24 protein-coding genes are annotated in these 26,089 nt (G+C 73.4%); 12 read left to right on the top strand and 12 right to left on the bottom strand.

The window, feature by feature from the left end; genetic code table 11:
- Positions 1–466: 466 nt before the first annotated feature.
- Together O7624_RS00270 and O7624_RS00265 are read left to right on the top strand one after the other, a co-directional pair.
- Entirely contained in the window at positions 467–808 is a 342-nt protein-coding gene (locus O7624_RS00270) for a hypothetical protein (RefSeq protein WP_093405541.1), read from the top strand.
- Positions 805–1,476, top strand: a complete 672-nt coding sequence (locus O7624_RS00265) for a nucleotidyl transferase AbiEii/AbiGii toxin family protein (protein WP_282238416.1) — start codon at positions 805–807, stop codon at positions 1,474–1,476. The genes O7624_RS00270 and O7624_RS00265 overlap by 4 nt, the downstream gene beginning before the upstream one ends.
- Before the next feature lie 54 nt (positions 1,477–1,530).
- Here O7624_RS00265 and O7624_RS00260 read toward each other — a convergent pair whose 3' ends face one another.
- Both O7624_RS00260 and O7624_RS00255 read right to left on the bottom strand, forming a co-directional pair.
- Entirely contained in the window at positions 1,531–2,433 is a 903-nt protein-coding gene (locus O7624_RS00260) for an SDR family oxidoreductase (protein ID WP_282238415.1), read from the bottom strand.
- A gap of 194 nt (positions 2,434–2,627) precedes the next feature.
- Entirely contained in the window at positions 2,628–3,788 is a 1,161-nt protein-coding gene (locus O7624_RS00255) for a geranylgeranyl reductase family protein (protein ID WP_282238414.1), read from the bottom strand.
- A 146-nt stretch (positions 3,789–3,934) separates the two neighbouring features.
- Between O7624_RS00255 and O7624_RS00250 the strand changes: the two genes are divergently transcribed.
- Together O7624_RS00250 and O7624_RS00245 are read left to right on the top strand one after the other, a co-directional pair.
- Complete coding sequence (locus tag O7624_RS00250; protein WP_093405548.1) at positions 3,935–4,171, top strand: hypothetical protein; 237 nt, start codon at positions 3,935–3,937, stop codon at positions 4,169–4,171.
- A gap of 49 nt (positions 4,172–4,220) precedes the next feature.
- Positions 4,221–5,699 (top strand): MFS transporter, encoded by a 1,479-nt coding sequence (locus tag O7624_RS00245; RefSeq protein ID WP_282238413.1) that lies wholly within the window; start codon positions 4,221–4,223, stop codon positions 5,697–5,699.
- 8 nt (positions 5,700–5,707) lie between these two features.
- Here the strand turns inward: O7624_RS00245 and O7624_RS00240 are convergent, their stop codons facing one another.
- From O7624_RS00240 to O7624_RS00215, 6 genes are all read right to left on the bottom strand, one after another.
- Positions 5,708–6,406: a hypothetical protein gene (locus O7624_RS00240; protein ID WP_282238412.1), complete on the bottom strand. Its 699-nt coding sequence runs from the start codon at positions 6,404–6,406 to the stop codon at positions 5,708–5,710.
- 208 nt (positions 6,407–6,614) lie between these two features.
- Entirely contained in the window at positions 6,615–7,718 is a 1,104-nt protein-coding gene (locus O7624_RS00235; protein ID WP_282238411.1) for a DUF3626 domain-containing protein, read from the bottom strand.
- A gap of 79 nt (positions 7,719–7,797) precedes the next feature.
- Positions 7,798–8,427 carry an MBL fold metallo-hydrolase gene (locus O7624_RS00230; RefSeq protein ID WP_282238410.1) on the bottom strand — a complete coding sequence of 210 codons (630 nt, stop codon included), beginning with the start codon at positions 8,425–8,427 and terminating at the stop codon, positions 7,798–7,800.
- Complete coding sequence (locus O7624_RS00225) at positions 8,427–9,512, bottom strand: S-(hydroxymethyl)mycothiol dehydrogenase (RefSeq protein ID WP_093405557.1); 1,086 nt, start codon at positions 9,510–9,512, stop codon at positions 8,427–8,429. The genes O7624_RS00230 and O7624_RS00225 overlap by 1 nt, the downstream gene beginning before the upstream one ends.
- A 164-nt stretch (positions 9,513–9,676) precedes the next feature.
- On the bottom strand, positions 9,677–11,161 hold the full coding sequence (locus O7624_RS00220) for an NAD(P)/FAD-dependent oxidoreductase (RefSeq protein WP_282238409.1): 1,485 nt from the start codon (positions 11,159–11,161) through the stop codon (positions 9,677–9,679).
- A 129-nt stretch (positions 11,162–11,290) separates the two neighbouring features.
- Positions 11,291–11,938, bottom strand: a complete 648-nt coding sequence (locus O7624_RS00215; RefSeq protein WP_282238408.1) for a phosphotransferase — start codon at positions 11,936–11,938, stop codon at positions 11,291–11,293.
- 124 nt (positions 11,939–12,062) lie between these two features.
- Between O7624_RS00215 and O7624_RS00210 the strand changes: the two genes are divergently transcribed.
- From O7624_RS00210 to O7624_RS00195, 4 genes are read left to right on the top strand one after another with little or no spacing between them, the layout of a single operon-like run.
- Positions 12,063–12,692 (top strand): ATP-binding cassette domain-containing protein, encoded by a 630-nt coding sequence (locus O7624_RS00210; RefSeq protein ID WP_282238407.1) that lies wholly within the window; start codon positions 12,063–12,065, stop codon positions 12,690–12,692.
- The gene (locus O7624_RS00205) at positions 12,689–13,969 is read left to right on the top strand and encodes an extracellular solute-binding protein (protein WP_282238406.1); all 1,281 of its coding nucleotides are present in this window, start codon (positions 12,689–12,691) and stop codon (positions 13,967–13,969) included. The genes O7624_RS00210 and O7624_RS00205 overlap by 4 nt, the downstream gene beginning before the upstream one ends.
- On the top strand, positions 13,966–15,729 hold the full coding sequence (locus tag O7624_RS00200) for an ABC transporter permease subunit (RefSeq protein WP_282238405.1): 1,764 nt from the start codon (positions 13,966–13,968) through the stop codon (positions 15,727–15,729). Before O7624_RS00205 ends, O7624_RS00200 begins: the two co-directional genes overlap by 4 nt.
- Positions 15,726–18,110, top strand: coding sequence for a tetratricopeptide repeat protein (locus O7624_RS00195; protein ID WP_282238404.1), 2,385 nt, complete (start codon positions 15,726–15,728; stop codon positions 18,108–18,110). Before O7624_RS00200 ends, O7624_RS00195 begins: the two co-directional genes overlap by 4 nt.
- A gap of 9 nt (positions 18,111–18,119) precedes the next feature.
- On the opposite strand, the gene O7624_RS00190 is transcribed toward O7624_RS00195, so the two are convergent.
- Entirely contained in the window at positions 18,120–19,682 is a 1,563-nt protein-coding gene (locus O7624_RS00190) for a PLP-dependent aminotransferase family protein (RefSeq protein ID WP_282238403.1), read from the bottom strand.
- A 58-nt stretch (positions 19,683–19,740) separates the two neighbouring features.
- On the opposite strand from O7624_RS00190, the gene O7624_RS00185 reads away from it, so the two are divergent.
- Positions 19,741–20,352, top strand: a complete 612-nt coding sequence (locus O7624_RS00185; RefSeq protein WP_282238402.1) for a LysE family translocator — start codon at positions 19,741–19,743, stop codon at positions 20,350–20,352.
- 18 nt (positions 20,353–20,370) lie between these two features.
- The gene (locus O7624_RS00180) at positions 20,371–21,063 is read left to right on the top strand and encodes a phenylalanine--tRNA ligase beta subunit-related protein (protein ID WP_282238401.1); all 693 of its coding nucleotides are present in this window, start codon (positions 20,371–20,373) and stop codon (positions 21,061–21,063) included.
- A gap of 61 nt (positions 21,064–21,124) precedes the next feature.
- Here the strand turns inward: O7624_RS00180 and O7624_RS00175 are convergent, their stop codons facing one another.
- Entirely contained in the window at positions 21,125–21,727 is a 603-nt protein-coding gene (locus O7624_RS00175) for an MBL fold metallo-hydrolase (protein WP_282238400.1), read from the bottom strand.
- A gap of 92 nt (positions 21,728–21,819) precedes the next feature.
- A complete protein-coding gene (locus O7624_RS00170; RefSeq protein ID WP_282238399.1) occupies positions 21,820–22,356 on the bottom strand; it encodes a MarR family transcriptional regulator in 537 nt (178 codons plus the stop codon).
- A 108-nt stretch (positions 22,357–22,464) separates the two neighbouring features.
- On the opposite strand from O7624_RS00170, the gene O7624_RS00165 reads away from it, so the two are divergent.
- Positions 22,465–24,078: an LLM class flavin-dependent oxidoreductase gene (locus O7624_RS00165; protein WP_282238398.1), complete on the top strand. Its 1,614-nt coding sequence runs from the start codon at positions 22,465–22,467 to the stop codon at positions 24,076–24,078.
- A gap of 13 nt (positions 24,079–24,091) precedes the next feature.
- Complete coding sequence (locus O7624_RS00160) at positions 24,092–24,514, top strand: archease (protein WP_282238397.1); 423 nt, start codon at positions 24,092–24,094, stop codon at positions 24,512–24,514.
- Positions 24,515–24,562: 48 nt separating this feature from the next.
- Here the strand turns inward: O7624_RS00160 and O7624_RS00155 are convergent, their stop codons facing one another.
- Complete coding sequence (locus O7624_RS00155) at positions 24,563–25,981, bottom strand: RtcB family protein (protein WP_282238396.1); 1,419 nt, start codon at positions 25,979–25,981, stop codon at positions 24,563–24,565.
- Positions 25,982–26,089 lie beyond the last annotated feature (108 nt).

Below are 26,089 nucleotides of genomic sequence, written 5' to 3'. Positions count from 1 at the left end.
CGGGGGTCGACGCACGCACACCGAGGGAGACGGGCGCACGCACGCAAGCACCAGAAAGGGCGCTCAAAACAAAAAAGGGGGAAAAGATCTCCGGCACGCGGGGCGTATCGCCGCTTCACATCGCCGGGACCATGTCCAACGACCGCCGGCCCGCCATCATTCCCGGGGCCACCCGGCCCACCCTGCGGCAGGCCGTCTACCTCGGTCGCTCAGCCATGTCCAACGCCCCCACCCCGCCACCCATTCCACCCCGAGCCCCCGACCGCCCAGCAATCTTGGTCCGAAACCGCCCACCCAAGGGCAAAATCGCACCAAGATCGCCAACGGACACCGGCGGAACCGGACACCCGGCACATTCAGACGGGGCCGCCCGCGACGACAAAAAGCCCCAAACAGGGTCACCGACTGCGACACCAGGGACAGGTCATCGGACCGCCCCGACCCGATCTGGGGTTACCCTGACAGCATGCAGGCGGTCTCCCCCACCATGACCGGCGTGGCGCACCTGGCCCGGCCCGGCCGTCCCGCCGTGGTGGCCCGGACGCTCGCCGAGCTGCGTGGGCCCACCCGAGGGGTGGTGGAACTGCCGGTACGGCTGATGTGGTGCGCCGACCGCGCGTTCGACCTGGCCGACCCCGACCAGTTGCTCTGGCTCTACGAGAACGTGCTGCGCGAGACCACGAGCGTCGACGACCTGCGCCGGCTGGTCAACGGGCGGACGCTGCGCCGGGTGTGGCAGCTGCTCAACCTGCCCCGGGGCGTACGCCTGGCGTGGGAGAGCCGGCACCAGGGGCTCCGGTCGGCGTGACCGAGGCGACCCCCGACGCACACCCACACGAGTTCTACCGGGAGGTCGCCCGGGTCGCGTTGACCGTCGCCGGGCCGCACCGCTTCGTCCTCGGTGGCGGAGTGGCCTGGGCCGCGCACGGACTGGTCACCCGCCCCACCGAGGACGTCGACCTCTTCGCCGACGTGGAGGGCGCCGCCGCCGCGGCAGCGGCCGACGTCCGGACCGCGCTGGAACGCGCCGGGTTCGAGGTGGTCGACGCCGATCCGGACAGCGACCTCGGTGACCTGTTCGACGGCTTCGACCGGGATCTGCGGGACTTCGTCGTCGGCCGGAACGAGCGGCGCATCCGCCTCAGCCTGGCCCGGCTCGACCGACACCGCAGCCCGGTGGTGATGGACCTCGGTCCGGTCATGGACGTGCGGGACCTCATCGCCAACAAGACCGCCGCCCTGGTCAACCGTCGCGAGGTACGCGACTACATCGACGTGGCCTCCGCCCTGGAGCACCGGTCCGTCGCGGAGCTGCTGGAACTCGCCCGCCAGCTCGATCCCGCCCTCGATGACGACGACGTACGGGCGGCCGGCCGGTACCTCGACCGGATCCCCGACGCCCGGTTCACCCGCTACGGCCTCGACCCCGCCGACATCGCCCAGGTCCGGCGGCACCTGGCCGCCTGGCCCCGCTGACCCGGCCCCGCCGACCCACACCGAGCCGGCGGGAGCACCGCGTCGACGGGGACCTCACTTGGTGAAGCGACCACCGGTGACGCCCAGGACCTCGCCGGTGATGAAGCTCGACTCCTGCGAGGCGAAGAAGACGTACGCAGGCGCCAGCTCCGCCGGCTGACCAGGCCGACCGACCGGGGTGTCGGTGCCGAACTGCTCGACCTTCCCTTCCGGCATGGTCGCCGGGATCAGCGGCGTCCAGATCGGACCCGGCGCCACCGCGTTGACCCGGATGCCCCGATCGACCAGATCGGCGGCGAGAGCCTTTGTGAAGTTCGCGATTCCCGCCTTGGTGGTGGCGTAGTCGAGCAACTGCGGCGACGGGTCGAACGCCTGGATCGAGGACGTGTTGATGATCGTGGACCCCTCGTCCAGATGCGGCAACGCCGCCTTGCACAGCCAGAACATCGCGTACAGATTGGTCTTGAACACCCGGTCGAACTGCTCGGTGCTGATGCCGGCGATGCCCTTGTCCTGCGCCATCTGGTACGCCGCGTTGTTCACCAGGATGTCGATGCCACCCAGGTCACGCACCGCCCGCTCGATCAACGTCTCACAGTTGCGCTCGTCGGCGATGTCACCCCGGACCGCCACACCCTTGCGACCCGCGGCCTCGATGAGGCGTACCGTCTCCCGGGCGTCCGCGTCCTCCTCCTCGCTGAGATAGGAGATCAGCACGTCGGCACCCTCCCGGGCGTACGCGATGGCGACCGCCCGGCCGATGCCCGAGTCGCCGCCGGTGATCACCGCCTTCTTGCCGTCAAGCTTGCCGGTGCCCCGATAGGAGTCCTCTCCGTGATCCGGCTCGGGCGTCATGTCGCCGGTACGACCCGGTGGGCTCTGCTGCTGGTTCGGCTGACCTGACTGCTGGCCGTACTGCTCGGTCGGGTCCTGCGGGGTGTGCTGCGTCTCGCTCACGGAGGTCTCCTCGCCCGGGATCGTGGGGTTGCGCTCCCGCAAGCCCCTACCCGGGCGAACTCGGTGGAAACCGTCCGGTCGCCGCGACGACACAGACTCTCGACGAGCACGGATCGCGGTGCGTCACCACCGCTAAGGCATCCTAGGATCCTGGATGGCTGGTCCCGCCGCGTGCGGGACCAGCCATCCAGGCGTCAGTCGGACAGTCGTGCGGCGACGCGGCGCCTCGGGGCGGGCAGGCGATCCGCCAACGCCAGCGCGGCCCGGACCGGTACCCGGCCGAGCAACTCGTCGAACTCGGCCCGGCCCAGGCAGAACCGGGTGAACGCACGCCAGCCCGGCGGCGTGGCCAGCAACCTGTGGCAGAGCGCCGGTCGCTGGGAGAAGACGTCGAGCAGCCGCTGCCCGGCCCGCATGGCCGGCACGAGGCGCTCGGTCACCGACCGCTCGTAGCCGGCGAGATCAGCGCCGGCCACCGCCGCACCGGCAAGCTCGCCGGAGCGCAGCGCGTAGCTGATCCCCTCCCTGGTCCAGGGCTCCAACAGGCCGGCGGCGTCGCCGACCACCAGCACCCGCCCGCGCCTCAGCGGCGAGTCGTCGGTCCGGCAGCGGGTCAGGTGACCCGAGTCATGGATCGGCGAGACGTGGGCCAACCCGAGACGATCGACGAACCTCCGCAGGTACTCCCGGGTCCGCTCCCCCTCCCCCCGGCCGGCGATCACACCGACGGTGAGCCGATCTCCCTTCGGGAACACCCAGGCGTACGAACCGGGCAGCGGCCCCCAGTCGAGCAGCACCCGACTCCGCCACCGGGCCTGCTCGGCCGGCGGCACCGGCAGCTCCAGCTCCAGCCCCAGATCCACCTGGCGGTGACGTACCCCGACGTGCCGTCCGCTGACCCCGGACGAGCCGTCGGCGCCGATGACCGTACGGGCCAGGAGCAGCTCGCCGTCGGCCAGTCGCAGGCGTACGACATCGGGGTCCTGCTCCACCGACCGGACGGTCGCCCGCTCGCGGACCTCGGCCCCGGCGGCCAACGCGGCGGCCCGCAGCCGGTCGTCGAACTCCTCCCGGCGCACCATGCTCACCAGCGGCCCGGCGCCATGCCGGCGGGTGAAGTCGCTTCGCCCGTCGAGGGTGAACGTGACCCGGTCCACCGTGTCGTGGGCGGGTACCTCGATCCGCCCGGCCACCGCGGCGAGCGAGGTGCCGATCAACCCACCGCCGCAGGTCTTGTAGCGCGGATGCGCGGCACGCTCGACGACAAGCGTGCGGACGCCTCGACGGGCGGCGACGGCGGCGGCGGAGAGCCCGGCAGGGCCGCCACCGATCACCACGAGTTCCCAGACGCTCACTGGTGCAGGGTAGATCAACCAGGGCGCGCGCGGCGGTAACGGTCGGCCGGGACAGGCCGCTGACGCGGGCATCTTCTCCGGCGCGCCGGGTAACCGCCGGCCGCAGACCGCCTGCCGCAGGCGGACGGAGGCGCGAGGAGGACACCATGCAAGAGGTGCGGCTGTCGGACGTCGAGGCGCGGGTGTACGACGCGGTGGCGGCCCTGGAGGCGCGCGGCCAGGTACCGTACCCGGACATGATCGCTCAGGAGTGCGGGCTGACCGAGGAGCAACTACAGACCCCGCTGCACCTGCTGACCGAGAAGAACCTGCTGCATCGGGAGGATTCGCCGATGGCCGGGCTCGACTTCGGCCCCCGCTTCTGCGCGCAACAGCTGGCATGACGGTCGGTCGCGCACCCCACGACCGCCACCTGGCCCGGCGGATGGCCGGTTGACCTCGGCGGAGCCCAACGGTTCGGCGGGGTCCGGGACCACGTCGTACGAGCGGCGGCGCTGGCAGGCCCTCGGCGTGGGGCTGGTCGCGGCGTTCATGACGCTGCTCGACATCAGCATCGTCAACGTGGCCCTGCCGTCCCTGGAGCGTGCCCTGCGGGCGGATCCGAGCGACCTGCAATGGGTGCTGTCCGGGTACGCGCTGAGCTTCGGGCTGGTTCTGGTGCCGGCGGGACGCTTCGGTGACGTCCGCGGGCGACGCAACGCGTTCGTCTTCGGCATCGCGCTGTTCACGCTGACCAGCGCGCTGGCCGGGCTGGCCCAGTCCCCCGGCTGGCTGATCGCCGCCCGGCTCCTCCAAGGCGCCGCCGCCGGGGTGGTGAACCCGCAGGTGACCGGCCTGATCCAGCAGCTGTTCGCGGGGCCTGAGCGGGGCCGACCCTTCGGCTGGCTCGGTGCCACCATCGGTATCTCCACCGCGATCGGTCCGTTGCTCGGCGGCCTGCTGATCGCCGCCGGTGGCCCGGAACACGGCTGGCGGTGGGTCTTCTTCGTCAACGTGCCGGTGGGACTCGTCGCGGTGCTGCTCGGCTGGCGGTTGTTGCCCGGCCGAATCACCCCGCGCGGTGCGCAACGCCGGTTCGACCCGGTCGGCGTGCTGCTGCTCGGCATCGGCGTGACGCTCGTGCTGCTGCCGCTGGTGCAGCGCGAGCAGTGGCACGGCGCGACGAAGTGGCTGCTGATGCCCGCCGGCCTGATCACCCTCGCCGCCTTCGTCGGCTGGGAGCGCCGGTACGCCCGGCACGGCCCGCCGCTGTTCGACGTCCGGCTGTTCGGTCACCGGTCGTACGCCCTCGGCTCGACGATCGCGCTGCTCTACTTCGGCGGGTTCACCGCGATCTTCTTCATCTTCACCCTCTACCTGCAGAACGGGCGTGGCTACAGCGCCCTGGTCGCCGGTGCGGCGATCACCCCGTTCGCGCTCGGGTCAGCCGTCGCGTCCGCCGTCGGCGGGCGGCTGGTCAACAGGTACGGCCGGCCGCTGGTCGCCATCGGGCTGGTCGGCGTGGTGACCGGCCTCGGTCTCGCCGCGCTGGCCATCGAGCTGGCGCCGCGCGCGCCGGTGCCCTGGGTGACCGCGCTGCCGTTGCTGGTCGCCGGCATCGGCAGCGGCCTGGTGATCGCTCCCAACCAGACGCTGACCCTGACGCAGGTGCCGGTTCCACAGGCCGGCAGTGGTGCCGGGATGTTGCAGACCGGGCAGCGGATCGGCTCGGCCGCCGGCATCGCGGTGGTCGGCGCGGTCTTCTTCTCCGCGCTGGCCGACGGCGCGGACGCCTGGTCCCGGGCGTTCGAACGGTCCCTGCTCACCTCGGCCGCGATCATCGCGCTGGCCCTGGTGGCGGCCGCCGTCGACATCATCGGCAACCACCGCCGCGGCCGGCCCCGCGAGCGGGGCCGGCCGGGCGGTCACTGACTGCGGTGTCACCAGAGCTGGGAGACGATGTCCGCCGCCTGCTCCTCCCACTGCGCGTAGTGGAACGGGTAGGCCGACACCTGCACCGTCTGCGCGGCGGTGGTCAGCGGCAGCTCCCGCCAGCCGCCGACGTTCTTCAGGGCCTCGAAGAAGACGGTCGAGGAGTATTCAGGATCCCGGATCTGCTCCACGCTGCCCCATCCGGTGGACGGACGCTGCTGGAACAGGCCCTGCGAGTCGTGGTCGTTCCACGCGCCGAGGTGTCCCAGGTTGTAGAGCTTCGACTCCTGCAACGCGGTGGCGATGCCGATCACGGCGCCGCGCTCACCGACACCGGTGCGCTTGGCCACCTCGATGATGGTCTTGGCGTTGTCGCGCTGGGCGTCGTCGAGCGGGACGCGCGACTGGGCGCCCTGCACACCGTGCGGGATCAGCTCGTCCCGGGTCGGCTTCCCAGCGTCCGGCTTGTCGGTGCGGCCGGCGGTGGTCAGCCCGGATTCGACGGTGACGCCGGTGCTGGTGCGACCGGTCGCCCGGTCGATCGCCGCAACCGCGCCGGCATGCGGACCGGCGGTGATCGGTGCGGCCACGGCCGTGGGGCCGAAGGCGAGTCCGGCGAGGGCGGTCACGCCCACCACGCTGAGCGCGGTCTTCCGGTTCGGGATCGTCGCGATGGCCGGGAGCCATCGAGTGAAGTCCGGCTTCACGATGGTTGCCCTTTCGATCGGGTACGAGCCGCTCGGGGTGAGCCGCTCTCGGGGGACGGGCCGAGCTGGTCGAGGTTGGCCAGCCGGCGCTATGGGGGACACAACCCGGTTGACAAGTCCGCCATTCCGGAAATGTGCTGATGGTGGTCGGCTGCGACCCAGGTCACGGCGCAGACCGGCTCGGTGGGGATGAAACGGACAGCGAGCGTCACACCTCGTACGGCTCGCCGAACCGCACCAGGACGTGCCAGAGCTGCTTGAGCTGCTGCAAGGTGTCCGTGGTCGGTCCGTGGTCGGCCCACCCGCCCGGGTCGGTCACCACCGACGCCGCGGCCCGCCCGATCAGCGCGGCGTGCAGCGGCTCACCCGCCCCGCCGAACTCGGCGTGCACCCGGGCCGCCAACGGCGGGATCGCCGGCCCACGAAACTCGGCGTCCACCCGGTCCACAGGCAACGCGAAGCCGGCGTGCCAGCGGATCGGGAAGCCGTACCGGTGGGCGGCGGCGATCAGCCTCGCCGCGGTGTCGGTGCCCCGGAACGAGGGATCGACGACCAGTTCCAGGACGTCGCGGTCCAGTCGGACCTCGCCGTGCACCTGCGCCTCGACGTAGTCGTCGAGGGCCCGGCCGGCGGCCCGGGGTGTCGCGGCCACCGCCTCACGACGACGCAGCAGTTCACCGGTCAGGGTCACCAGGTCCGTACCGGGCCGGCCCAGGCACACGCCGGTATCGGTGGTGGCGGCGATCAGGGCGGCCAGCACCGGCTCGACCACGTCGACGGTGCCGACGTCACGTGGTCCGAGGTGGCTGTCGCCGAAGCAGAAGGTGGTCCGGGCCAGTACCTCGGGACGCAGCCGCAGGTGACAGGAACCGAACCGGGGGCAGGCGCCGTCGGGGTGGTCGAGCAGATTGAGGCCGCCGTACTTCGGCCGCTCCGCCGGGCCGACGCCCGGTCGCTGGTAGGCGCCGCCGAACAGGCGCTCCTCCCAGCGGTCACGGTCCCCACCGGGGTACGCGGTGAGGCCGCCGTTGGAGATCCGCGTCTCGAACTGGTTGCGGTAGACCCCCTCGGTGGTGAGGGCCTCGGCGACCGTGCGGCCGTCGGCGCGCAGCCGGTCGGGGTGGAAGTTGAGGGTGATCCGTCCCTGCCGGCCGATCTCCGCGACGAGCCGCTCCGGTTCGTGGCGTACGCCGACGGATGCCAGCGCCCGCCCGATCACCGCCAGCGCGGCGGGACGGTCACGCAATGCCACCTTGCGCACGTGGCGCAGTGCCGCGCGTTGCGCGGCGGTAAGTGTTGGATCGACGGACATGCCGGCAGTCTCGCCGGGACCGGCTCCTGGCCGCATCCCCGTTCTCGCGAGCCGGGCCGGGCCGGAGGCGACAGCGCCCTCAGTGCCCCCTGGCGAGCCACTGTGGCAACTGCGGCGCCTCGGCCCCGATGCTGGTGCTGTCGCCGTGCCCGGTGTGCACCGACGTCTCCGGCGGGAGGGTGAGCAGCCGGTCGCGGATCGAGTCGACGATGGTGCCGAAGTCGCTGTACGAGCGGCCGGTGGCGCCCGGCCCGCCGGCGAACAGGGTGTCGCCGGTGAAGACGGCACCCAGCTCGGGGGCGTAAAGGCAGCACGCGCCGGGGCTGTGCCCGGGGGTGTGCAGCACGGTGAGCGTGGTGCCGCCCGCCGTGATGGCCTGGCCGTCGCCGAGGGGGCCGCCCGGTGGTTCGTCGGGATGCACCATGTCCCACAGCACCCGGTCGGCGGGGTGCAGCAGCACCGGGGCGCCGGTGGCCCGGGACAGTTGCGGGGCGACCCGGACGTGGTCGTCGTGGGCGTGCGTGGCGACGATCGCGGTGACCCGCCGCCCGGCCACCACCTCGAGGATGGCGTCGACGTTGTGTGGGGCGTCGATCACGACGCACTCGGTGTCGTCGCCGACCACCCAGACGTTGTTGTCCACGTCGAAGGTCTGACCGTCGAGGGAGAAGGTGCCGGAGGTGACCGTGTGGTCGATCCGGGCGGCCATCAGAAGACCACCACCGAGCGGAGCACGTCGCCCCGGTGCATCCGGTCGAACGCCTCCTCCACCCCGTCCAGGCCGATCTCCTCGGTGACGAAGGCATCCAGGTCAAGGCGGCCCTGCAGGTACAGCTCGGTGAGCATCGGGAAGTCACGGCTGGGCAGGCAGTCGCCGTACCAGCTGGACTTGAGGGCGCCACCGCGACCGAAGACGTCCAGCAGGGGCAGTTCGACGCGCATCTCGGGCGTGGGCACGCCGACCAGCACCACGGTGCCGGCCAGGTCACGGGCGTAGAACGCCTGCTTCCAGGTCTCCGGCCGACCGACCGCGTCGATCACCACGTCGGCGCCGAAGCCGCCGGTGGCGGCCTGGATCTCCGCCACCGGGTCGGCCTCGGAGGCGTTGACGGTGTGGGTGGCGCCGAACCGACGGGCCCAGTCGAGCTTGCGGGAGTCGGTGTCCACCGCGATGATCGTCGTCGCGCCGGCCAGGGCCGCGCCGGCCACCGCCGCGTCGCCGACGCCACCGCAGCCGATCACCGCCACCGAGTCACCCCGGGTCACCCCACCGGTGTTCATGGCCGCGCCGAGGCCCGCCATCACCCCGCAGCCGAGCAGCCCGACGGCGGCCGGCCGGGCCGCCGGGTCCACCTTCGTGCACTGGCCGGCGTGGACCAGGGTCTTCTCGGCGAAGGCGCCGATGCCCAGCGCCGGGGCGAGTTCGGTGCCGTCGGTGAGGGTCATCTTCCGGGCGGCGTTGTGGGTGGCGAAGCAGTACCACGGGCGTCCGCGCCGGCAGGCCCGGCACACCCCGCAGACGGCCCGCCAGTTGAGCACCACGAAGTCACCGGGTGCGACCGCGTCCACGCCCTCGCCGACCTGCTCGACGATGCCGGCGGCCTCGTGGCCGAGCAGGAACGGGTAGTCGTCGTTGATGCCGCCCTCGCGGTAGTGCAGGTCGGTGTGGCAGACGCCGCACGACTGCACCCGGACCACCGCCTCGCCCGGCCCGGGGTCGGGCACCACGATCTCGGTGACCTCGACGGGCGCGCCCTTGCTGCGGGAGATGACTCCCCGTACCTGCTGGCTCACGCTGTCCTCCTACTCGGCGCCGGCCCGCGGTCTCGCTGTCGCCGCACGGCGGCGGCTGCCGCCTTCGCCTCCGGAGGCGAACCTACCGCCGCGACGACGGATCGGCACCGCTTCGCCGCCGCTGCCCGTACGCGGACGGCAGCCGGCACACCCCTGGGGCGAACCTACGCACCGACGGGGCTTCTTCGCGGCGCGCCGGCCCGGTCGAACCGGACATTGGGGTCGGTCAGCCGGCCGTACCGCATGGGCAGCAGGTCACGCAGGTAGTTCTGGTGCAGCCGCCACGGTGCCCGGGTGCCCTGGCGGGGCAGCCTGCCAACGCCGCGGCGCACGTAACCGGAGGTTAGGCCGATCAACGGCGTACGCGGGCCTGGTGGCGGGGCGAGCGGGGTGACGATCTGGGTTCCGGTGCGGTCCAGGTGGCGCAGCAGCCGGCACACGTAGCCGGCCACCAGGTCGGCCTTGAGCGTCCAGGAGGCGTTGGTGTAACCGATGGTCATCGCGAAGTTCGGCACCCCGGAGAGCATCATTCCCTTGTACGCGACGGTCTCCGGCAGGTCCACCTCCGTCCCGTCCACCCGCAGGGTCATCCCGCCGAGGGCGAGCAGGTCCAGCCCGGTGGCGGTGACCACCACGTCGGCCGGCAGTTCCCGACCCGAGGCCAGCCGGATGCCCCGGGCGGTGAAGGTGTCCACCGTGTCGGTGGCCACCTCGGCCCGCCCGTCGGAGAGCACGGTGAACAGGTCACCGTCGGGGACCACGCACAGCCGCTGGTCCCACGGGTCGTAGCGGGGGGTGAAGTGCCGTTCGACGTCGAAGCCGGCGGGCAGCCGGCGGGCCGCCCCGCGCCGCAGCAGCCGGCGTACCAGCCCGGGGGCGCGCCGGCTGAGCTGGTAGTTGGCCGTGGCGAGCAGGATGTTCTTCCAGCGCACGGTCTGGTGCGCCAGCCGCGCCGGCAGCAGCCGCCGTACGGCGTCGGCGAGCCGGTCGCGGGAGGAGAGCGCCAGCAGGTACGTCGGTGAGCGTTGCAGCATCGTCACCCGGGCCGCCTGCCGGGCCAGCGCCGGCACCAGCGTCACGGCGGTGGCGCCGCTGCCGATGACCACCACCCGCTGGCCGGTGAGGTCGAGGGCTGCGGGCCACTGCTGCGGATGCACGATCCGGCCGGTGAACCGCTCCTGGCCGGTGAAGTGCGGCGTGTGGCCCGCCTCGTACCGGTAGTAGCCGGTGCAGGCGTACAGGAACGAGCAGGTCAGTACGACGGTCTCGGTGGTGTCCTCGCGGCGTACGTGCACCGTCCAGCGGGCCCGGTGGCTGTCCCAGTCGGCCCGCTGGACGCGGTGCCGAAACCGGATGTGTCGGGTGACGTCGTGCTCGTCGGCCGTACGCCGCAGGTAGTCGCGGATGGTGTCGCCGTCGGCGAGGCTCTTCGGGGCGGTCCACGGCGCGAACGAGTAGCCGAGGGTGAACATGTCCGAGTCCGAACGCACCCCGGGGTAGCGGAACAGGTCCCAGGTGCCTCCGATCGCGTCGCGCGCCTCGACCAGGGCGTAGGTCCGGCCCGGGTGGCGACGCCGCAGGTGGCAGGCGGCTCCGATGCCGGAGAGACCGGCGCCGACGATGAGCACGTCGACATGCTCCCGACCCATTCCACCTCCCACCCCACGCCAACGACCGGACCCTACCCTCCCACCCACCCCCGCCGCGATCTTGCACTTTCTGCCGCCGCACAGCGACAAAATGGGCATCCCGGCGGCCACAAGCGCAAGATCCGCGAGTCAGGAGGTGAGCAGGGCCGCCGCGGTGTCGAGCAGCGCGAGTTCGGTGGCGGTCTGGGTGGGGTTGGCGCGCCGGATCGCCAGGGCGTCGGCGACGAGCGGTACGGCATGCTCGCGGATCACCAGCAGGTAGGTCCGCAGGGCGGCAGCGGCGGCGTCGGCCATCGGCTGATCGGGGTCGACGGCGACCTGGGCGAGGATCAGCGCGGTCATGGCGACGTCCAGACCGGGTGGGCCGTGGCGCACGTTGCGCCAGTCGACGAGCACCGGACCGCTCGGCGCGAGGATGACGTTTTCCGGGTGCAGGTCCAGGTGCAGGATCCGCTCGCCTGCGGACGCGTCCGGCAGTGGTGGCACGGTGTGCAGCCGGCGGTGCAGGCCGGCGAGGATCCGGGCGGCGGCGTCGACCTCGGTCGTGCCGTCGACCAGCGCCTGGAGCATCGTCGGTCCGGTCACCCGCTGCATGACCAGGTCCGCACCGTCGGCGCGGTGCACCCGGGGCACCGGGAATCCGGCGGCGTGCAGGTGGGACATGAATCGGGCCTCGACGGCGACGTCGGTGCCGTCGCGGTAGCGGCGCAGCACCCGGCCGCCGTCGAGGGCGTACACGTCGGCGTCACGGCCGGCGGCGAAGGGGGTCGCTCCCATGGGTGGCACGGTAACCGGCAGCGCCCAGGCCACGATGGACGGCGGTCGAGGACACCGAGCGTGGTGCGCCTGTGACAGGCTGGGATGACAGCGAGGCTCGCCGGAGGTGATGGTCACGTTACGCATGCACGACCTCGTTGCCGTGCCGGACATGTCGCCGCTCGACATCGACGTGGCCGTCGGCGCGACGGTCGCCCTGATCGCCCGGCCCCGGCCGGCCACGGCCGTGGCGCGGGTGGTGGCCGGGCTGGCCGCGCCGGTCACCGGCCGGATCCTGGTCGGCGGCCGCGACGTCACCGACCTGCCGCCGCTGCGCCGTCGCATCGGATACGTGCCGGCCGGCGGCGCCCTGCTGCCCCACCTCACCGTCGGCCGCAACATCTCCTACGGTCAGCGCCGACGCCGGTGGGTACGCGACGTCGCCGAGGGCTGGGCGGCCGCCCTGGTCGACCGGCTCGAACTCGCCCCCACGCTGGGTCTGCGCCCGCACCTGCTGTCCGAGGCGCAACGATTCCGGGTCGCACTCGCCCGGGCCATGGCCTGTCTGCCCGAGGTGCTGGTGGTCGACCTGCCGGCCCCGGTCGACGGGGTCTTCCTACCGGACCTGCTCCAGCGCACGGCCCCACCGGACGCCCCGGGCGTGACGGTGCTGCTCTGCTCAGCCGAGGAGGAGGTGCTGGCCGGCGTGACCGAGCGGGTGCCACTCGTCGACGACGTCCCGCCCGGCCCGGTCCAGCCGGCGGTGCGGGCATGACCGGGGCCGGGTTGCGTCGCCGTACGCTGCTGGGCGCCGCCGCGGCGGCCACCGGCGCGATGGCCGGTGGCTGTGGGCAGGGTCGGCGGTCGGTGCAGGTGGCGGTCGTCTGGGCCGGCAGCGAGTTGGGCCGGTTCCGCGAGGTGGTCGCCGGCTACCCGACGACCGTGCAGGTGGTCAGCGTGGGCAACGACATCGACGCGTTTCTGACCGCGCGCCGCGCCGCCGGCACCAGTCCCGACGTGGCGATCCTGCCCCGACCCGGTCTGGTGGTCGAGTACGCCCGGCGGGGCTGGCTCAGCGAGGTGACCCCGGCGGTCAGCTACACCGCCCCGGTGGGGATGCGCGACCTGCTCAGCGTCGACGGGCGTCGCTACGGCGTCTGGGTCAAGGCGGCCCACAAGTCGTTGTTCTGGCACTTCCCGTCGATGCTGGCCGAGCCGCCCAGGTCCTGGGACGCGCTCGTGCGGTTGACCCGCCGGCTCGGCGAACGGCACCGGGCGGGTGCGGGCCCGGCCCCGTTGGCGATCGGTGCCGCCGACGGTTGGGTGCTCACCGACTGGTTCGAGAACGTGCTCGGCGACGTCGCCGACGTGGACCTGTACGCGGCGCTGGCCCGTGGTGAGGCCGACTGGCGGGGCCGGCCGGTGCGGTACGCGTTGGAGCGGCTCGCCGAGCTGTGGAGTGTGGCTGGGGCGTTCCCGGGCGGCGGGCGGCGGGCCCTGCTCACCCAGTTCGAGGAGTCGATCATTCAGGTGGTGCACCACCGCGAGGCGACCATGGTGTTCGAGGCCGACTTCGTCGACGCGGTGGTCGGCCGGTTCCGCCGGGGCACCGAGCCGCTTGCCACGTTCCGTTTCCCCGGCGCCCGGGTGGCCGACCAGCCGCTGATCGTCGGTGGCGACGCGGCGGTGGCGTTCGCCGGCTCCGACGGCGGGGCGGAGCTGGTGCGCTGGCTCAGCGACGCGGTGGCCTTCCTGCCCTGGCTCGACGCCGGGGGTTACCTCTCCCCCAACCTCGCCGTGCCGGTGGCCAGCTACCGCGACCCGTTGCGCCGGCGCCTCGCCAGCGAGCTGCGCGCCGCCGACAGCGTGCAGTTCGACCTCTCCGACCAGCTGCCCGGCACCTTCACCGGCACCGACGGGGTGGGGATCTGGCGGATCATGCAGGACTTCTTCATGAACGTGACCGACGGGGTGCCGGCCCGGGAGGCGGTCGGCCGGGCCACCGGACAGCTGGCGGAGGCGGCCCGGGCGGCGGCGGGGGGCGGCAGGTGAGCCGGGGCCCGCTGCTTGGCGAGCTGGCGGTGCTCGACGATGTCGGGCCGCCTCGACGCGGCCGGGCCTATCCGGCGGCCGGCGTCGGCTGGGCGCTGCTGGCACCGGCGGTGCTGCTGCTCGGCGGCCTGCTGGCCTGGCCGGTGCTGCGTACCGTGCACGCCAGCGTCACCACCGACGGCCGCTGGGTGGGCGGCGAACACTACCGGGCCGCCCTCGCCGCCCCCGGCACCGCCGCGGTGATCGGGCGCACCCTGCTGTGGGCGCTGCTGGTACCGACGGTGGTCACCGTCCTGGGCTATCTGCTCGCCGTGGCCTCCCGCCGTTCCCAGGAGGGCTGGCTGGTCCGGCTCATCCTGGTGGTGCCGACCGCGCTGCCGCTGGTGGTCACCGGCGTGACCTTCCGGCTGCTCTACGACCCCGACCCGGGGCGCGGGCTGGCCACCCTGCTGCTGGCCCGGGTGACCGGACGCGACCCGGAGCAGCTGCCCCAACTGCTCGGGCCGGACCTGGTCACCGTGGCGGTGATGTCGGCGTTCGTGTGGGCCTGGGTCGGGCTGGCGATGCTGGTGTTCCGGGCCGCTCTCGACGCGGTGCCGACCGGGCTCATCGACGCGGTCCGGGCCTTCGGCGGCACCCGCCGCGACGTGCTCTGGGATGCGCAGTGGCGACCGCTGCTACTGCGTACCGTCGCGGTGGTCTTCGCCCTGGTCGCGATCGGCACCAGCCGCACCTTCGACCTGATCCTGGTGATGACCCCGGGCTCGGTACGCGACGAGGCCGCGGTGCTGTCGCTGCGGATCTGGCAGACGTCCGGTGCGACGACCACCGGCGAGGGCGCCGCCCTGGGCGTCGTCTGGCTGGTCGCGGTGACCGCCGGCATGCTGGTGGTGGCCCTGTTCGTCCGGCAGGCGTGGCCGCCGCCGCAGCAGCCGGCGGGCGGCGCGGTGACCGCGCGGCCACCGCGCCGGCTGGTCCGGCTGCTCGCCGCGGGCGCGGCGATCGCCTGGCTGCTGCCCCTCGGGGTGTTGGCCGCCACGTCGTTGCAGAATCCGGTACGAGCGGCCACCGGCGGCTGGTGGTCCGGCCCGCCAGGTCTGGACTCCTACCGGGCTGTGCTCAGCGGCGCGGAGCTGTGGCGCAGCCTCGGCTTCACGCTGGTGCTCGCCGTCGTCGTCACCGCCGCGGTGCTGGGCGTCGCGCTGCTCGCCGCCTATCCGCTGGCCTGGCTGACCGGGCCGGCCGCCCAGCTCACCGGGCTGGTGCTGATGGCCGCGGTGGTGGTCCCGGTGCAGGTGATCGCCGGCCCGCTCAACGAGGTGCTCGGGCTGGCGTTGTCCTCCGGCACGGCCCGGGGCGTGGCCCTGGTGCACATCGCCCTGGGTGTTCCGTTCGCGGTGCTGGTACTGCGCAACTCCTTCGCCGATCTGCCCGCCGAGCAGGTCCGTGGCGCCCGGATCGGCGGGCGGCACTGGTGGGGCACGTTGCGCAGGTTGGCCCGGCACAACCGCACCGCGCTGGTGGCGGTGGCGGTCCTGGAGTTCGTGCAGGTGTGGAACGACCTGGTGGTGGGTCTGCTGTTCAGCGGTCCGGACGCCGCCCCGCTCGGGCTGTTCCTCGCCGGGCAGACCCGCGGCTTCGTGGCCGGCAGCGGCACGCTCGCCGCCGGTTGTGTACTCGCCTCGATCCTGCCGGTGCTGGTGTTCGTGCTGGCCCGCCGGCAGGTGGTGGCCGGGTTGGTCGCCGGGGGTGTGCGGTGACCGGGGCCCCGCCCCGGCGGGCGGGCCGGCGGTCCCGGCTGTTGAGCGTGCTGTTGGCCGCCGGCGGGGTGGTGGGCGCCGGGGTAAGCGCCGTGCTCGGCAACGTCACCGGCAATCTGCTCTCCGAGTTGTCGCTGACCGTCCTCGGCTCGGCGAGCCTGGGCCTGGCGGCGCTCGGCGTGGCCGCCTCTTTCCTGGTCGAGTGGCGGCGGCGGCAACGCGAGCAGCTGCTGGCCGGCGAGGAGGCCGAGGCGCAGGCGGGCAGCAGCGCACCGACGCTGCCCTGGCCGGCCGGTTACACCGGTCGGCAGGGCCAGGCGGAGGCGGTGGTGGCCATGCTCGCCCCGGAACACGCGGTGGCGGTGGTGGGCCGGCGCGCCGTCGGTACGTCCTGGTGCGCGATCCAGGCGGCGAACCTGAGCCGTGCGGACTTCCCCGACGGGCAGTACTACCTCGACCTGCGCCGAGGTGGTCGGGCCCGCTCGCCCCGGGAGGTGCTGGCCGCGCTGGCCCGCATCGTCGGCACCCGGGCGCCCCGGTCCGGTCGGCCGGACGACCTGGCCGACGCCGCCGACGAGCTGCGCGGCCAGTTGGACGGCCGCAAGGTGCTGCTGGTGCTCGACAACGTGGACTCACCGGCGCAGGTCCGGCCGCTGCTACCGCCGACCGCTCGGGCCTGCCGGCTGCTGCTGGCCGGCACCGGCCGGCTCGCCGCCGTCGACGGGGTGGTGGCGTACTGGCTGGCCGAGCCGGACGTCGACGATGCGGTGGAGATGTTCGCCGACGCCGGAGCGGCCACCGCGGTGGCCCGCCCGCACCGCCCGGACCCGCGTTCCGACCCGGCGGTACGGACCATCGTCGAGCTGTGCGGACGACAGCCGCGCACGGTGACCGAGCTGGGACGACGCAGCGCACAGCACGGCTGGCGGCCCGCCGACGTGCTGCACGCGCTGCACCGCGCCGTCGACACACCGCCGCACCAGCGGGTGGGTGTGTCACCGGTGACGGGGTTGGTCACCGCTCGCGACACCGCCTACCACGCGCTCAGCGGCGAGGCTCGCCGGCTGTGGCGGTTGCTGTCGCTGAGCCGGGTACCGCTGGACCGGGCGACCATCGCCGCGCTCGCCGGACGCCGACCACACCGGGTCGCCGCCCTGTTGGACGAGCTGGCTGACGGTGCCTTCGTCGTCGGCGCGCCCGGCGACCGGTACGAGATCCGTCCGCTGCTCGCCGGGTACGCCCGGATGCATCTGCGGGAGGCCGAGCCGGTGCACCGGCGGGTCACCGTGCAGGCGCGGCTGACCCGGCATCTGGCCCGCCGGGCCGAGCAGCAGGTGGCCGCCCTGGCGACCGGTGCTCTCGACCGCGGCCAGCGGCTGCCCGACGACGATCCGTACGGCTGGTTCGACCTGCATCAGGAGTTGCTGCTGGCGGTGGTCAAGGTGCCGGCCGGCGCGGTGGAGACCCTGCCGGGTCGGGTGCGGGACTGGTGGTTCCGGCTGGCCGTGGCGCTGTGCGGCTGGCTCGCCCACACCGAACGGCTCGACGAGTGGGAGGACGTCTGCCGGACCGTGCTGGCCAACCCCACCGCCCAGGACCGGCCGGAGATCGCCGGTTGGGCCCACAACGAGCTGGGTGTGCTGCGTCGTCGCCGGCACGACCCGTACGGTGCGGTGGCCGCGCTCAGTCTGGCGGTGGCCGGGCAGGGCCGCCGGGGCACCGCCCAGGCGCGGATGAATCTCGGGCTGGCCCTGCTCGACCTCGGCCGCACCGACGAGGCGGTGGAGCATCTGGAGCTGTCGCGGCGACACCGGGCCAGCGCCGACCGCGCCGGTCGGGCGCTCAGCGACCTCGGGCTGGGGGCGGCGCGGCTGGCGCGGCACGAGCTGGAGACCGCGCACGACCTGCTGGTACGGGCGGCAAACTCGTTCCGGTCGCTCGGCGACGCACGCGGCTACGCGGCGGCGTTGACCAATCTGGTGCTGGTCCACTCGGCGATGGGTGAGCACCTCGACGCGGCGCAGGCGTGGCGGGCCGCGCTGCGCGAGTACGAGTCGCTCGGTGACCCGACCAACCGGGCGGTGGCGCTGCTCAACGCGGGCGTGGCGTTGCTCGGCGTGGCGCCGGGACAGGCCCGTCAGGCGTACGAGTTGCTGGCCGAGAGTTGGCGGCTGCGCGAGGGTGGCCGCCCGGACGCCGGGTTGGGCCGGACGCTGTTGCACCTGGGCGACGCGGCGGCCGCGCTCGGCGACCACGAGGAGGCCCGTGGGCACTGGGCGGACGCGGCGGCGATCTGCGAGGTGGCCGGGGACGACGACGGCCAGCAGGCGGCCGACGCCCGACTGGGCGGTGAGCACCCGGCCGAGCCCCGCCCGGGGTGATCGTGGCGGCTACCCGCCGTGCTGCGCCGCCGCGACGGTGGCGATGCCCGCGTCGATGGCCGAGGCGGTGTTGGCCGCGTAGCCCAGCACCAGGCCGGGCCGGTAGGGCCGCAGGCAGTGCCAGGACAACGGCTGCACCTTCACCCCACGCGCCAGCGCCGCCGCCGCGAGTTCCGTGTCGACCACGTCGCTGTCCAGGGTGACCGTCAGGTGCAGCCCGGCCGCCGCGCCGTGGACGGTCGCCTCCGGCAGGTGCCGGGCCAGCGCGGCGGTCATCGCGTCCCGGCGGCGTACGTGCCGCCGACGCAGCAACCGCAGTTGCCGTTCGAACGCCCCGCTGGTGATCAGCTCGGCGAGCACGAGTTGGGGCAGCACGGCGTTTCCCAGGTCGGCGTTGCGTTTGGCCGCCACCACCGCGTCTCGGTAGCGGCGGGGCACCAGTAGCCAGCCGATCCGCAGTGCCGGGGCGAGCAGCTTCGACACGCTGCCGGCGTAGCACACCCGCTCGGGCAGGGTGGCCCGCAGCGCGGGCACCGGCGGGCGGTCGTAGCGGTGCTCGGCGTCGTAGTCGTCCTCGATGACCAGCCCGCCCGCTCGGGTCCAGCCGGCGAGTTGGCGACGCCGTTCGCCGTCGAGCACCGCGCCGGTCGGGAACTGGTGCGCCGGGGTGAGCATCACCGCCGGCACCCCGCTGGCCGTCAGCTCGTCCACCCGTACCCCGGCGGCGTCCACCGGGATCGGCACGGTGGTCAGCCGCCAGTTGTCGAGGTGCTGACGGACGCCGAGCGAGCCCGGGTCCTCCACGCCGACCGTGGTCACGCCGTTGTCGCGCAGCGCCTGGGCCAGCAGGCCGAGCGCCTGGGAGACACCTGTGGTGACGATGACCTCGGTCGGGTCGACGGTGATGCCCCGGTTGCGGGCGAGCCATCCGGCGACGGCCCGGCGCAGGGCCGGCGTGCCGCACGGGTCACCGTAGCCGAGGTCGGCGGCGACCAACCGGCCGAGCACCGCCTTCTCGGCCCGCAGCCAGTCCGCGCGGGGAAACGCCGCGAGATCGGGTACGCCGGGCGTGAGGTCGATGTGGGCCGGGATGGTGCGTACCGTGTCGAAGACGTCGGTGCCGGGCGCGGCGCGGAACAGTGCGGCCGGATCGACCACCCGGGCCGGCGACGCGTCGCCCGGCGGCTCGGCCGGCTCGGCGACGGCGTTGGTCGCGGTGAGGGCGCTGGCCACGACCCTCGTGCCGGCGCGGCCCCGGCCGGCGACGTGCCCGTCCTCCATCAGGCGCTGGTACGCCTCGACCACCACGCCCCGCGACACGCCCAGGTCGGCGGCGAGGGTGCGGGTGGCCGGCAGCCGGGATCCGATGGGGATCACGCCGTCGGCGATCGCCCGGCGCAGCCGGTCCGTGAGCCAGGTTGCCCGGCCTCCGGGTGGCGCCTGCCCGACGTCCAGGTGCAGGAAGTCCGCCCCGGCGTTGAGGGTCGGCTCCGCTGCCGGGCGAGGCGTCCGGCCCCGATCCGCTCCTACCGTTATGGACCTGTCAGCGGACATGTCTTTGGCACTGCCCATCGGACCATTCTGCCGGCAGGGTGGTGGTGAACCCATCACCGACCAGGAAGCAGTTCTCGTGACCATCGCATTCCTGCTGACCACGCTGGTGGTCGTCGTGACTCCGGGCGCCGGGGTGCTGTTCACCCTCTCCGCCGGGCTGACCGGTGGGCACCGGGCCGCGCTGCTCGCCGCCGTGAGTGGCACGTTGGCCACGTTGCCGCACCTGCTGGCGGCGGTGACCGGGCTCGCCGCGCTGCTGCACTCCAGCGCGCTGGCCTTCGACCTGATCAAGTACGTGGGCGTGGGCTACCTGCTCTGGCTGGCGGTGGCGACGGTACGCGAGCGGGGCGCGTTCACCGTCAACGACCACGGCCCCGCCCCGCCGGCCGGCCGGATCATCGGCTCGGCGGTGGCGATGAACCTGCTCAACCCGAAGTTGACGATCTTCTTCGTCGCGTTCCTGCCGCAGTTCGTTGAGCCCGGCAGCCCGGGTGCGCTCGGCCGGATGCTCGGCCTGGGTGCGGTCTTCACCGCGACGACGCTTGTGGTCTTCGTCGGCTACGGGCTCGGCGCCGCCGCCGTACGCCGGCGGGTGCTCGACCGCCCTCGGGTGGCCGACTGGTTGCGCCGGTGCTTCGCCGGGTCGTTCCTGGGGCTCGGGCTGCTGCTGGCCCGCGCCGAGGCGTGAGTGGACGAGGAGCCGAACATGTTCTTCCAGCACTCACCACAGGTGTGGGCGCAGCACCCCTCACTCGTCGCCGGCGTGCTGTACGCCGAGGGCGTCGCCGGGAAGCCCCGCGCCGAGCTGCCGCTGGCCGAGTTGCTCGGGACGGCCCGGCGCAGGCTCGACGGGAGCACCGAGGCGACGTTCGCGGAGATCCAGGCGTGGCGGCGGGCCTTCACGCGGATGGGCCTGGCTCCCACGAAGTACCGGTGCGCGGCGGAATCGCTGCTGCGGCGGCTGCGCACGGCCGGCGACCTGCCGAGGGTGAGCCCGCTGGTGGACCTCGGCAACGCCGTCTCGGCCGCGTACGCCGTGCCGGTGGGGATCCTCGACGTCGACAGGTGTGGTGGCGGCATCGAGGTACGCCCGGCCCGGGGCGACGAGCGCTACCTGACCTTCGGTGGGGTCGAGGAACACCCCGAGCCCGGTGAGGTGATCTTCACGGATCCGCTCGGCCGGGCCCACGCGCGCCGGTGGACCAATCGGCAGAGCGGGTGGTCGGCGGTGCGCGACGACACCCGCACCGTCCTGGTGGTGGTGGAGGCGATGCACCACCAGGCGGACCGCGATGTGCCCGCGGTGCTCGACGCGCTCGCCGCCGGGTTGCGGCACGGCTGGGGCGTCTCGGCACGCACCAGCATGTTGAGCCCGGACGCGCCTCGGTTCGAGGCGTAGCTGCCGGTCACGCTGGGCACGGGGCGGCCGGCACGGGGCGGCCGTCCCGGGTCCGCATGGGTCAGCGGGTCTCGCCCGGTGCGAGGTAGCGGTAGCCGGGCACGGTCTCGCCGAACCAGCCGTTGACGCTGGCCAGGCCACGCTCGTTGAGTTGGGCGTCGTGGATCGGCAGGACCTCGGCCGCACCGACCCCGACCGCGAAGTCGATCGCCTCGGTCAGTTTCAGCCAGGACGCCTGCGCCGGCACCAGCAGGGTCCGCACCGGCCGGTCCGGTGGGGCCAGCGAGTCGCCCGGGTGGTAGACCGTGTCGGCCACGAGGTAACCGAGGTTCGGGCAGTCGGGTTGCCCGCCGTGGATGGTGGCGTGCCGTCCGCCGACTGCGGTGACGTCGAGGCCGGCGGCGGTGAAGCGCTGACCCGGGCGCACCCGGGTCACCGTCAGCGGCGCCAGGTCCGGCAGCACGGCCCCCTCCGGCGCGAAGACCGGCACACCGAGGCCGGCGAGCCGGAGCACGTCGATGTGGTCGGTGTGCTCGTGGCTGACAAGTACGGCGTCCGCGCCGACCAGAGCCCGCGGCTCGCTCCAGGTGCCCGGGTCGATGACGAGCACGACGCCGTCGTGTTCGAGTCGGACGCAGGAGTGCGTGTACTTCGTGAGCCGCATTCCGGGACGGTACGCCGAGCAACCAGCCGCCGGGTGCCCCGCGCGGGGGCGTACGTGCCGTTGCCGGCCGACGCGCCCGGTGACGTGCGGCTTCAGCTCCGGGTCGAACGCCGCCGGCCCGCGCGACCGGCTGGCGGCCGCTCCGCCGCCGCCTCGGCCACCTGACACAGGTCGGTCAGCGGGTCGTCCGCCTGCGCCGCGCAGGCCACCCGTTGCAGCAGGTCACGCAGGGTGCCAGCCTGCTCCGGCGACAACTCCCGCAACAAGCGCGCCTCGACCGCGGCGAGGGCTTCGCGACGGTGCCGAGCAGCCGTCCGCCCGGTTTCGGTGAGGGTGACCAGGCGGCTGCGCCGGTCCGCCGGGTCGGGTCGGCGGACCACCAGCCCGGCCTGTTCCAGGTCGTCGATCAGGTACGTCAGCACCGTGCGGTCGATGCCCAGCTCCTCGGCGATGGCGCCCTGGTTGCGGGCCGGTTCCCGGTCCGCCGAGGTGAGCACCTGGTATCCGCGGGGCCCGCCGGGCAGGTCACCGACGGCATGGTCGGCGGCGCGGAGGTAGGCGCGAAATACGACACCGAGCATCCAACCGAGGTCGTCGTTGATCGGATCACTGGCCTGGGCGCCGCTCATCGGCCCACGATAGCGTAGATCACATATTTTCTTGAGCAATGATGTTCTGTGCGACATAACATTTGTCTCGGCGCGGGTCCGCGCCGCAGGACCGGAAGGACGGCCGAGATGAGCGACTACGGGCACCCACTGACCTTCGGGTCGTTTCTCACGCCCGGCAACGCCGACCCGACCCGGCCGGTCGGCCTGGCCATGCTCTCCGAGCAGGTCGGGCTCGACCTGGTGACGTTTCAGGACCACCCGTACCAGCCGGCGTTCCTGGACACCTGGACACTGCTCAGCTTCGTCGCGGCTCGCACCGAACGGGTACGCCTGTCCGCCAACGTCACCAACCTGCCGTTGCGCCCGCCGGCCGTGCTCGCCCGGGGCGTGGCCAGCCTCGACCTGCTCAGCGGCGGCCGGATGGAACTCGGCCTCGGCGCCGGCGCGTTCTGGGACGCCATCGAGGCGATGGGGGGCCGACGCCTCTCTCCCGGTCAGGGGGTACGCGCCCTGGAGGAGGCGATCGAGATCATCCGCCAGATCTGGAACGTCGACGCCCAGGGCGGCGTCCGGGTCCCCGGCGAGTTCCACCGGGCGGTCGGCGCCAAACGCGGGCCGGCCCCGGCCCACGACGTCGGTATCTGGCTCGGCGCCTACAAGCCGCGCATGCTGGCGTTGACCGGGCGGCGGGCGGACGGCTGGCTACCGTCGCTGGCCTACCTGCAACCCGGCGATCTGGCCCGGGGCAACACCATCATCGACGAGGCCGCCGCGGACGCCGGACGCTCCCCCGCCGACGTGCGGCGACTGCTCAACGTCAACGGACGGTTCGCGGCCACCGGACGTGGCCCGCTGGACGGTCCGGCCGAGCAGTGGGCCGAGGAACTCGCCGACCTGGCCCTCACCGAGGGGATCAGCACGTTCATCCTGGCCAGCGATGATCCGGACGATCTGCGGCGGTTCGCCGCCGAGGTGGCACCGGCCACCCGGGAACTGGTCGCCGCCGAACGCGCCGACCCTCCGACCGGTGCCCCGGCCGACCGGACCCGCAAAGGGGCCGACCCGGCCGGGGCCACCGGCGGCACGCGCCGCCACACCACGTCGGCCGGGCCGACCGGCCGCCCGGCCCCGGTCGGTGCGGCACCGTTCGCCGTGGTGCCGACACCCGATGACGGCGTACGCCGCAGCGACGTGCAGGTGTGGGACGAGGCCGCCCGACCGGCCGGACCAGCCCCGGACCCGCAGCGCACCTACACGGCGCACGACCAGGCGGGCGCGCAGCACCTGATCGACGTGCACGACGGTCTACGCGCCGAGCTGGCCCAGATCCACGACCTGATCGAGCAGGTCGCGGCCGGTCTGATCGACGTGGGTACGGCCCGCTCGCACATCAACACGATGACCATGCGGCAGAACAAGTGGACGTTGGGCACCTACTGCGAGTCGTACTGCCGGGTGGTCACCACCCACCACACGATCGAGGACCGGTCGCTCTTTCCGCACCTGCGGCGGGCCGACCCACGACTCGCACCGGTCATCGACCGGCTCGAGGAGGAACACCACGCCATCCACGACGTGCTGGAGGGCGTCGACCGGGCGCTCGTCGCCTTCGTGGCCACCCCGGACGGGATGGCCGACCTGCGCGCCGCGGTGGACCTGCTCAGCGACACGCTGCTGTCTCACCTGTCCTACGAGGAACGCGAACTGGTCGAACCGATCGCCCGGCTCGGCGCGCACTAGGCATCATCGAGCAATGGAGCCAGCTCGGGGACACCGGTGCGTACCGCACACCGCCGACGTGCGGATCGAGGCGTGGGCACCGGACCGGGCCGGTTGTGTCGCCGAGGCGGTCGCCGCGCTGGTCGGGTCGTTCGCCGACCCCGGCGGGGCCCGTCCCCGTGCCGAACGGGTGTTCCACGCGCCGCCCGCTGCCGACGGTGACCTGCTGGTGGCTGTCCTCGACGAGGTGATCTTCCGAATGGAGACGACCGACGAGCTGCCGCTGGCGACCGAGGTGATCGACGACGGAGTCGACGGGCTGCTGGTGCGCTGGCACACCTGCGCCACCACCGACCTGGAGCTCACCGGCGCGGTACCCAAGGCGGTCTCGCTGCACGAGCTGCGCTTCGGTCCGGACGGAACCGGCTGGTCCTGTGCGGTGACGCTGGACGTGTGACGTCACCCGCTGGCCGACACCGGCCACGAACCGTCGGGCAGGTGCCGTTCAGCCCTTCACCACGCCGAGCGGGACCAATCGGGCCACCTTGCGGCACAGGCCGGCGCCTTCGGCGGCCTCGACCACAGCCGTGATGTCCTTGTACGCCGACGGCATCTCCTCGGCCAGGCCGCGCCGCGACGCTCCGCGTACCGCGATGTCCTGCGCCGCCAACTGGCCGCGCGGGTCGGTGCCGCGCCCGGCGGAGACGGCCTGCTTGCGACTGCGCACCCGGCCCGCCCCGTGGCAGGTGGAGGCCCAGGCGGGCGAACCGCTCACCCCGGTCAGCACGTACGAGCCGGTGCCCATCGAGCCGGGGATGAGCACCGGCTGGCCGACCGCGCGCAGGTCCTCGGGCAACTCGGGGTGCCCCGGCGGCAGGGCACGGGTGGCCCCCTTGCGGTGGACGCACAGCCGGCCCGCGACCCCCGCCACGACATGTTCCTCGATCTTGGCGAGGTTGTGCGAGACGTCGTAGACCAGGTCGAGTCGCCGACCGGTCTGCCGCCTGAAGATCTGCCCCGCCGCGTGGGCTAGCAACTGCCGGTTGGCCCGAGCGTAGTTGGCCGCCGCGGCCATCGCGCCCAGGTAGGCACGTCCTTCGGCGGAGGCGACCGGCGCACAGGCGAGCTGCCGGTCCGGTACCCGGATGCCGTGCCGGTCCATCACCCGCTCCATGATCCGCACGTGATCGGTGCAGATCTGGTGGCCCAGGCCCCGCGAACCGCAGTGGATCATCACGCAGACCTGGCCGGTACGCAGCCCGAACGCCTCGGCCACCGGCTCGTCGTACACCTGCTCGACGGCCTGTACCTCCAGAAAGTGGTTGCCGGAGCCGAGACTGCCCACCTGGCGCGCGCCGCGCTCGATCGCCCGCTCGCTGACCTGGGTCGGGTCGGCCTCGTCCACCGCGCCGTGGTCCTCGCACCGGTCCAGGTCCCGCTCCACGCCGAAGCCACGCCGCACCGCGTACCGGGAGCCGCCGCGCAGCACCGCGTCCAGTTCGTCGCGGCTGGTCAGCTGCCACACCGCCCCGCTGCCCATGCCCCGGGGGGTGGCCGCGCCGAGCCCGTCCATCACCGCGTCCAGGTGCGGGCGTAGTTCGTCGCGGCCCAGGTCGGCGGCGAGCAGCCGGACCCCGCACGAGATGTCGAATCCGACACCGCCCGGCGAGACCACCCCACCCGCCTCGACGTCGGTGGCGGCGACCCCGCCGATCGGGAAGCCGTAGCCCCAGTGCAGGTCCGGCATCGCGTACGAGGCGTCGACGATGCCGGGCAGGGTGGCCACGTTGGCGACCTGTTCCAGCGAGCGGTCCGCCGCCGGGTCGGGCAGCAGGGACCGGGACGCGAAGACCACTCCGGGCACCCGCATCGGGTCACGCCGTTCGATCCGGAACCGGTACGGCGACTCCTCGACCACCTCCATCGAGGGCAGCTACCCGCCGTCGCCCCAGCTACACCTGGCGCTGCCGACCATCGCCCAGGGACGTGCCGGACAGTCGCGGCGGTACGTCGAGAGGCGACCCTCATTCGC

Source organism: Verrucosispora sp. WMMD1129 (assembly GCF_029581255.1).
Taxonomy (GTDB): domain Bacteria; phylum Actinomycetota; class Actinomycetes; order Mycobacteriales; family Micromonosporaceae; genus Micromonospora; species Micromonospora sediminimaris.
Note: the sequence above shows the minus strand (reverse complement) of the source record. Positions and strands in the feature narration are given on the sequence as shown.

Coding starts and splice junctions, on each gene's coding strand:
- O7624_RS00190 (WP_282238403.1), bottom strand. CDS start 19,682: ATGGGCAGTGCCAAAGACATGTCCGCTGACAGGTCCATAACGGTAGGA.
- O7624_RS00160 (WP_282238397.1), top strand. CDS start 24,092: ATGGAGCCAGCTCGGGGACACCGGTGCGTACCGCACACCGCCGACGTG.
- O7624_RS00165 (WP_282238398.1), top strand. CDS start 22,465: ATGAGCGACTACGGGCACCCACTGACCTTCGGGTCGTTTCTCACGCCC.
- O7624_RS00210 (WP_282238407.1), top strand. CDS start 12,063: ATGCACGACCTCGTTGCCGTGCCGGACATGTCGCCGCTCGACATCGAC.
- O7624_RS00175 (WP_282238400.1), bottom strand. CDS start 21,727: ATGCGGCTCACGAAGTACACGCACTCCTGCGTCCGACTCGAACACGAC.
- O7624_RS00235 (WP_282238411.1), bottom strand. CDS start 7,718: ATGTCCGTCGATCCAACACTTACCGCCGCGCAACGCGCGGCACTGCGC.
- O7624_RS00215 (WP_282238408.1), bottom strand. CDS start 11,938: ATGGGAGCGACCCCCTTCGCCGCCGGCCGTGACGCCGACGTGTACGCC.
- O7624_RS00220 (WP_282238409.1), bottom strand. CDS start 11,161: ATGGGTCGGGAGCATGTCGACGTGCTCATCGTCGGCGCCGGTCTCTCC.
- O7624_RS00230 (WP_282238410.1), bottom strand. CDS start 8,427: ATGGCCGCCCGGATCGACCACACGGTCACCTCCGGCACCTTCTCCCTC.
- O7624_RS00205 (WP_282238406.1), top strand. CDS start 12,689: ATGACCGGGGCCGGGTTGCGTCGCCGTACGCTGCTGGGCGCCGCCGCG.
- O7624_RS00250 (WP_093405548.1), top strand. CDS start 3,935: ATGCAAGAGGTGCGGCTGTCGGACGTCGAGGCGCGGGTGTACGACGCG.
- O7624_RS00155 (WP_282238396.1), bottom strand. CDS start 25,981: ATGGAGGTGGTCGAGGAGTCGCCGTACCGGTTCCGGATCGAACGGCGT.
- O7624_RS00180 (WP_282238401.1), top strand. CDS start 20,371: ATGTTCTTCCAGCACTCACCACAGGTGTGGGCGCAGCACCCCTCACTC.
- O7624_RS00270 (WP_093405541.1), top strand. CDS start 467: ATGCAGGCGGTCTCCCCCACCATGACCGGCGTGGCGCACCTGGCCCGG.
- O7624_RS00170 (WP_282238399.1), bottom strand. CDS start 22,356: ATGAGCGGCGCCCAGGCCAGTGATCCGATCAACGACGACCTCGGTTGG.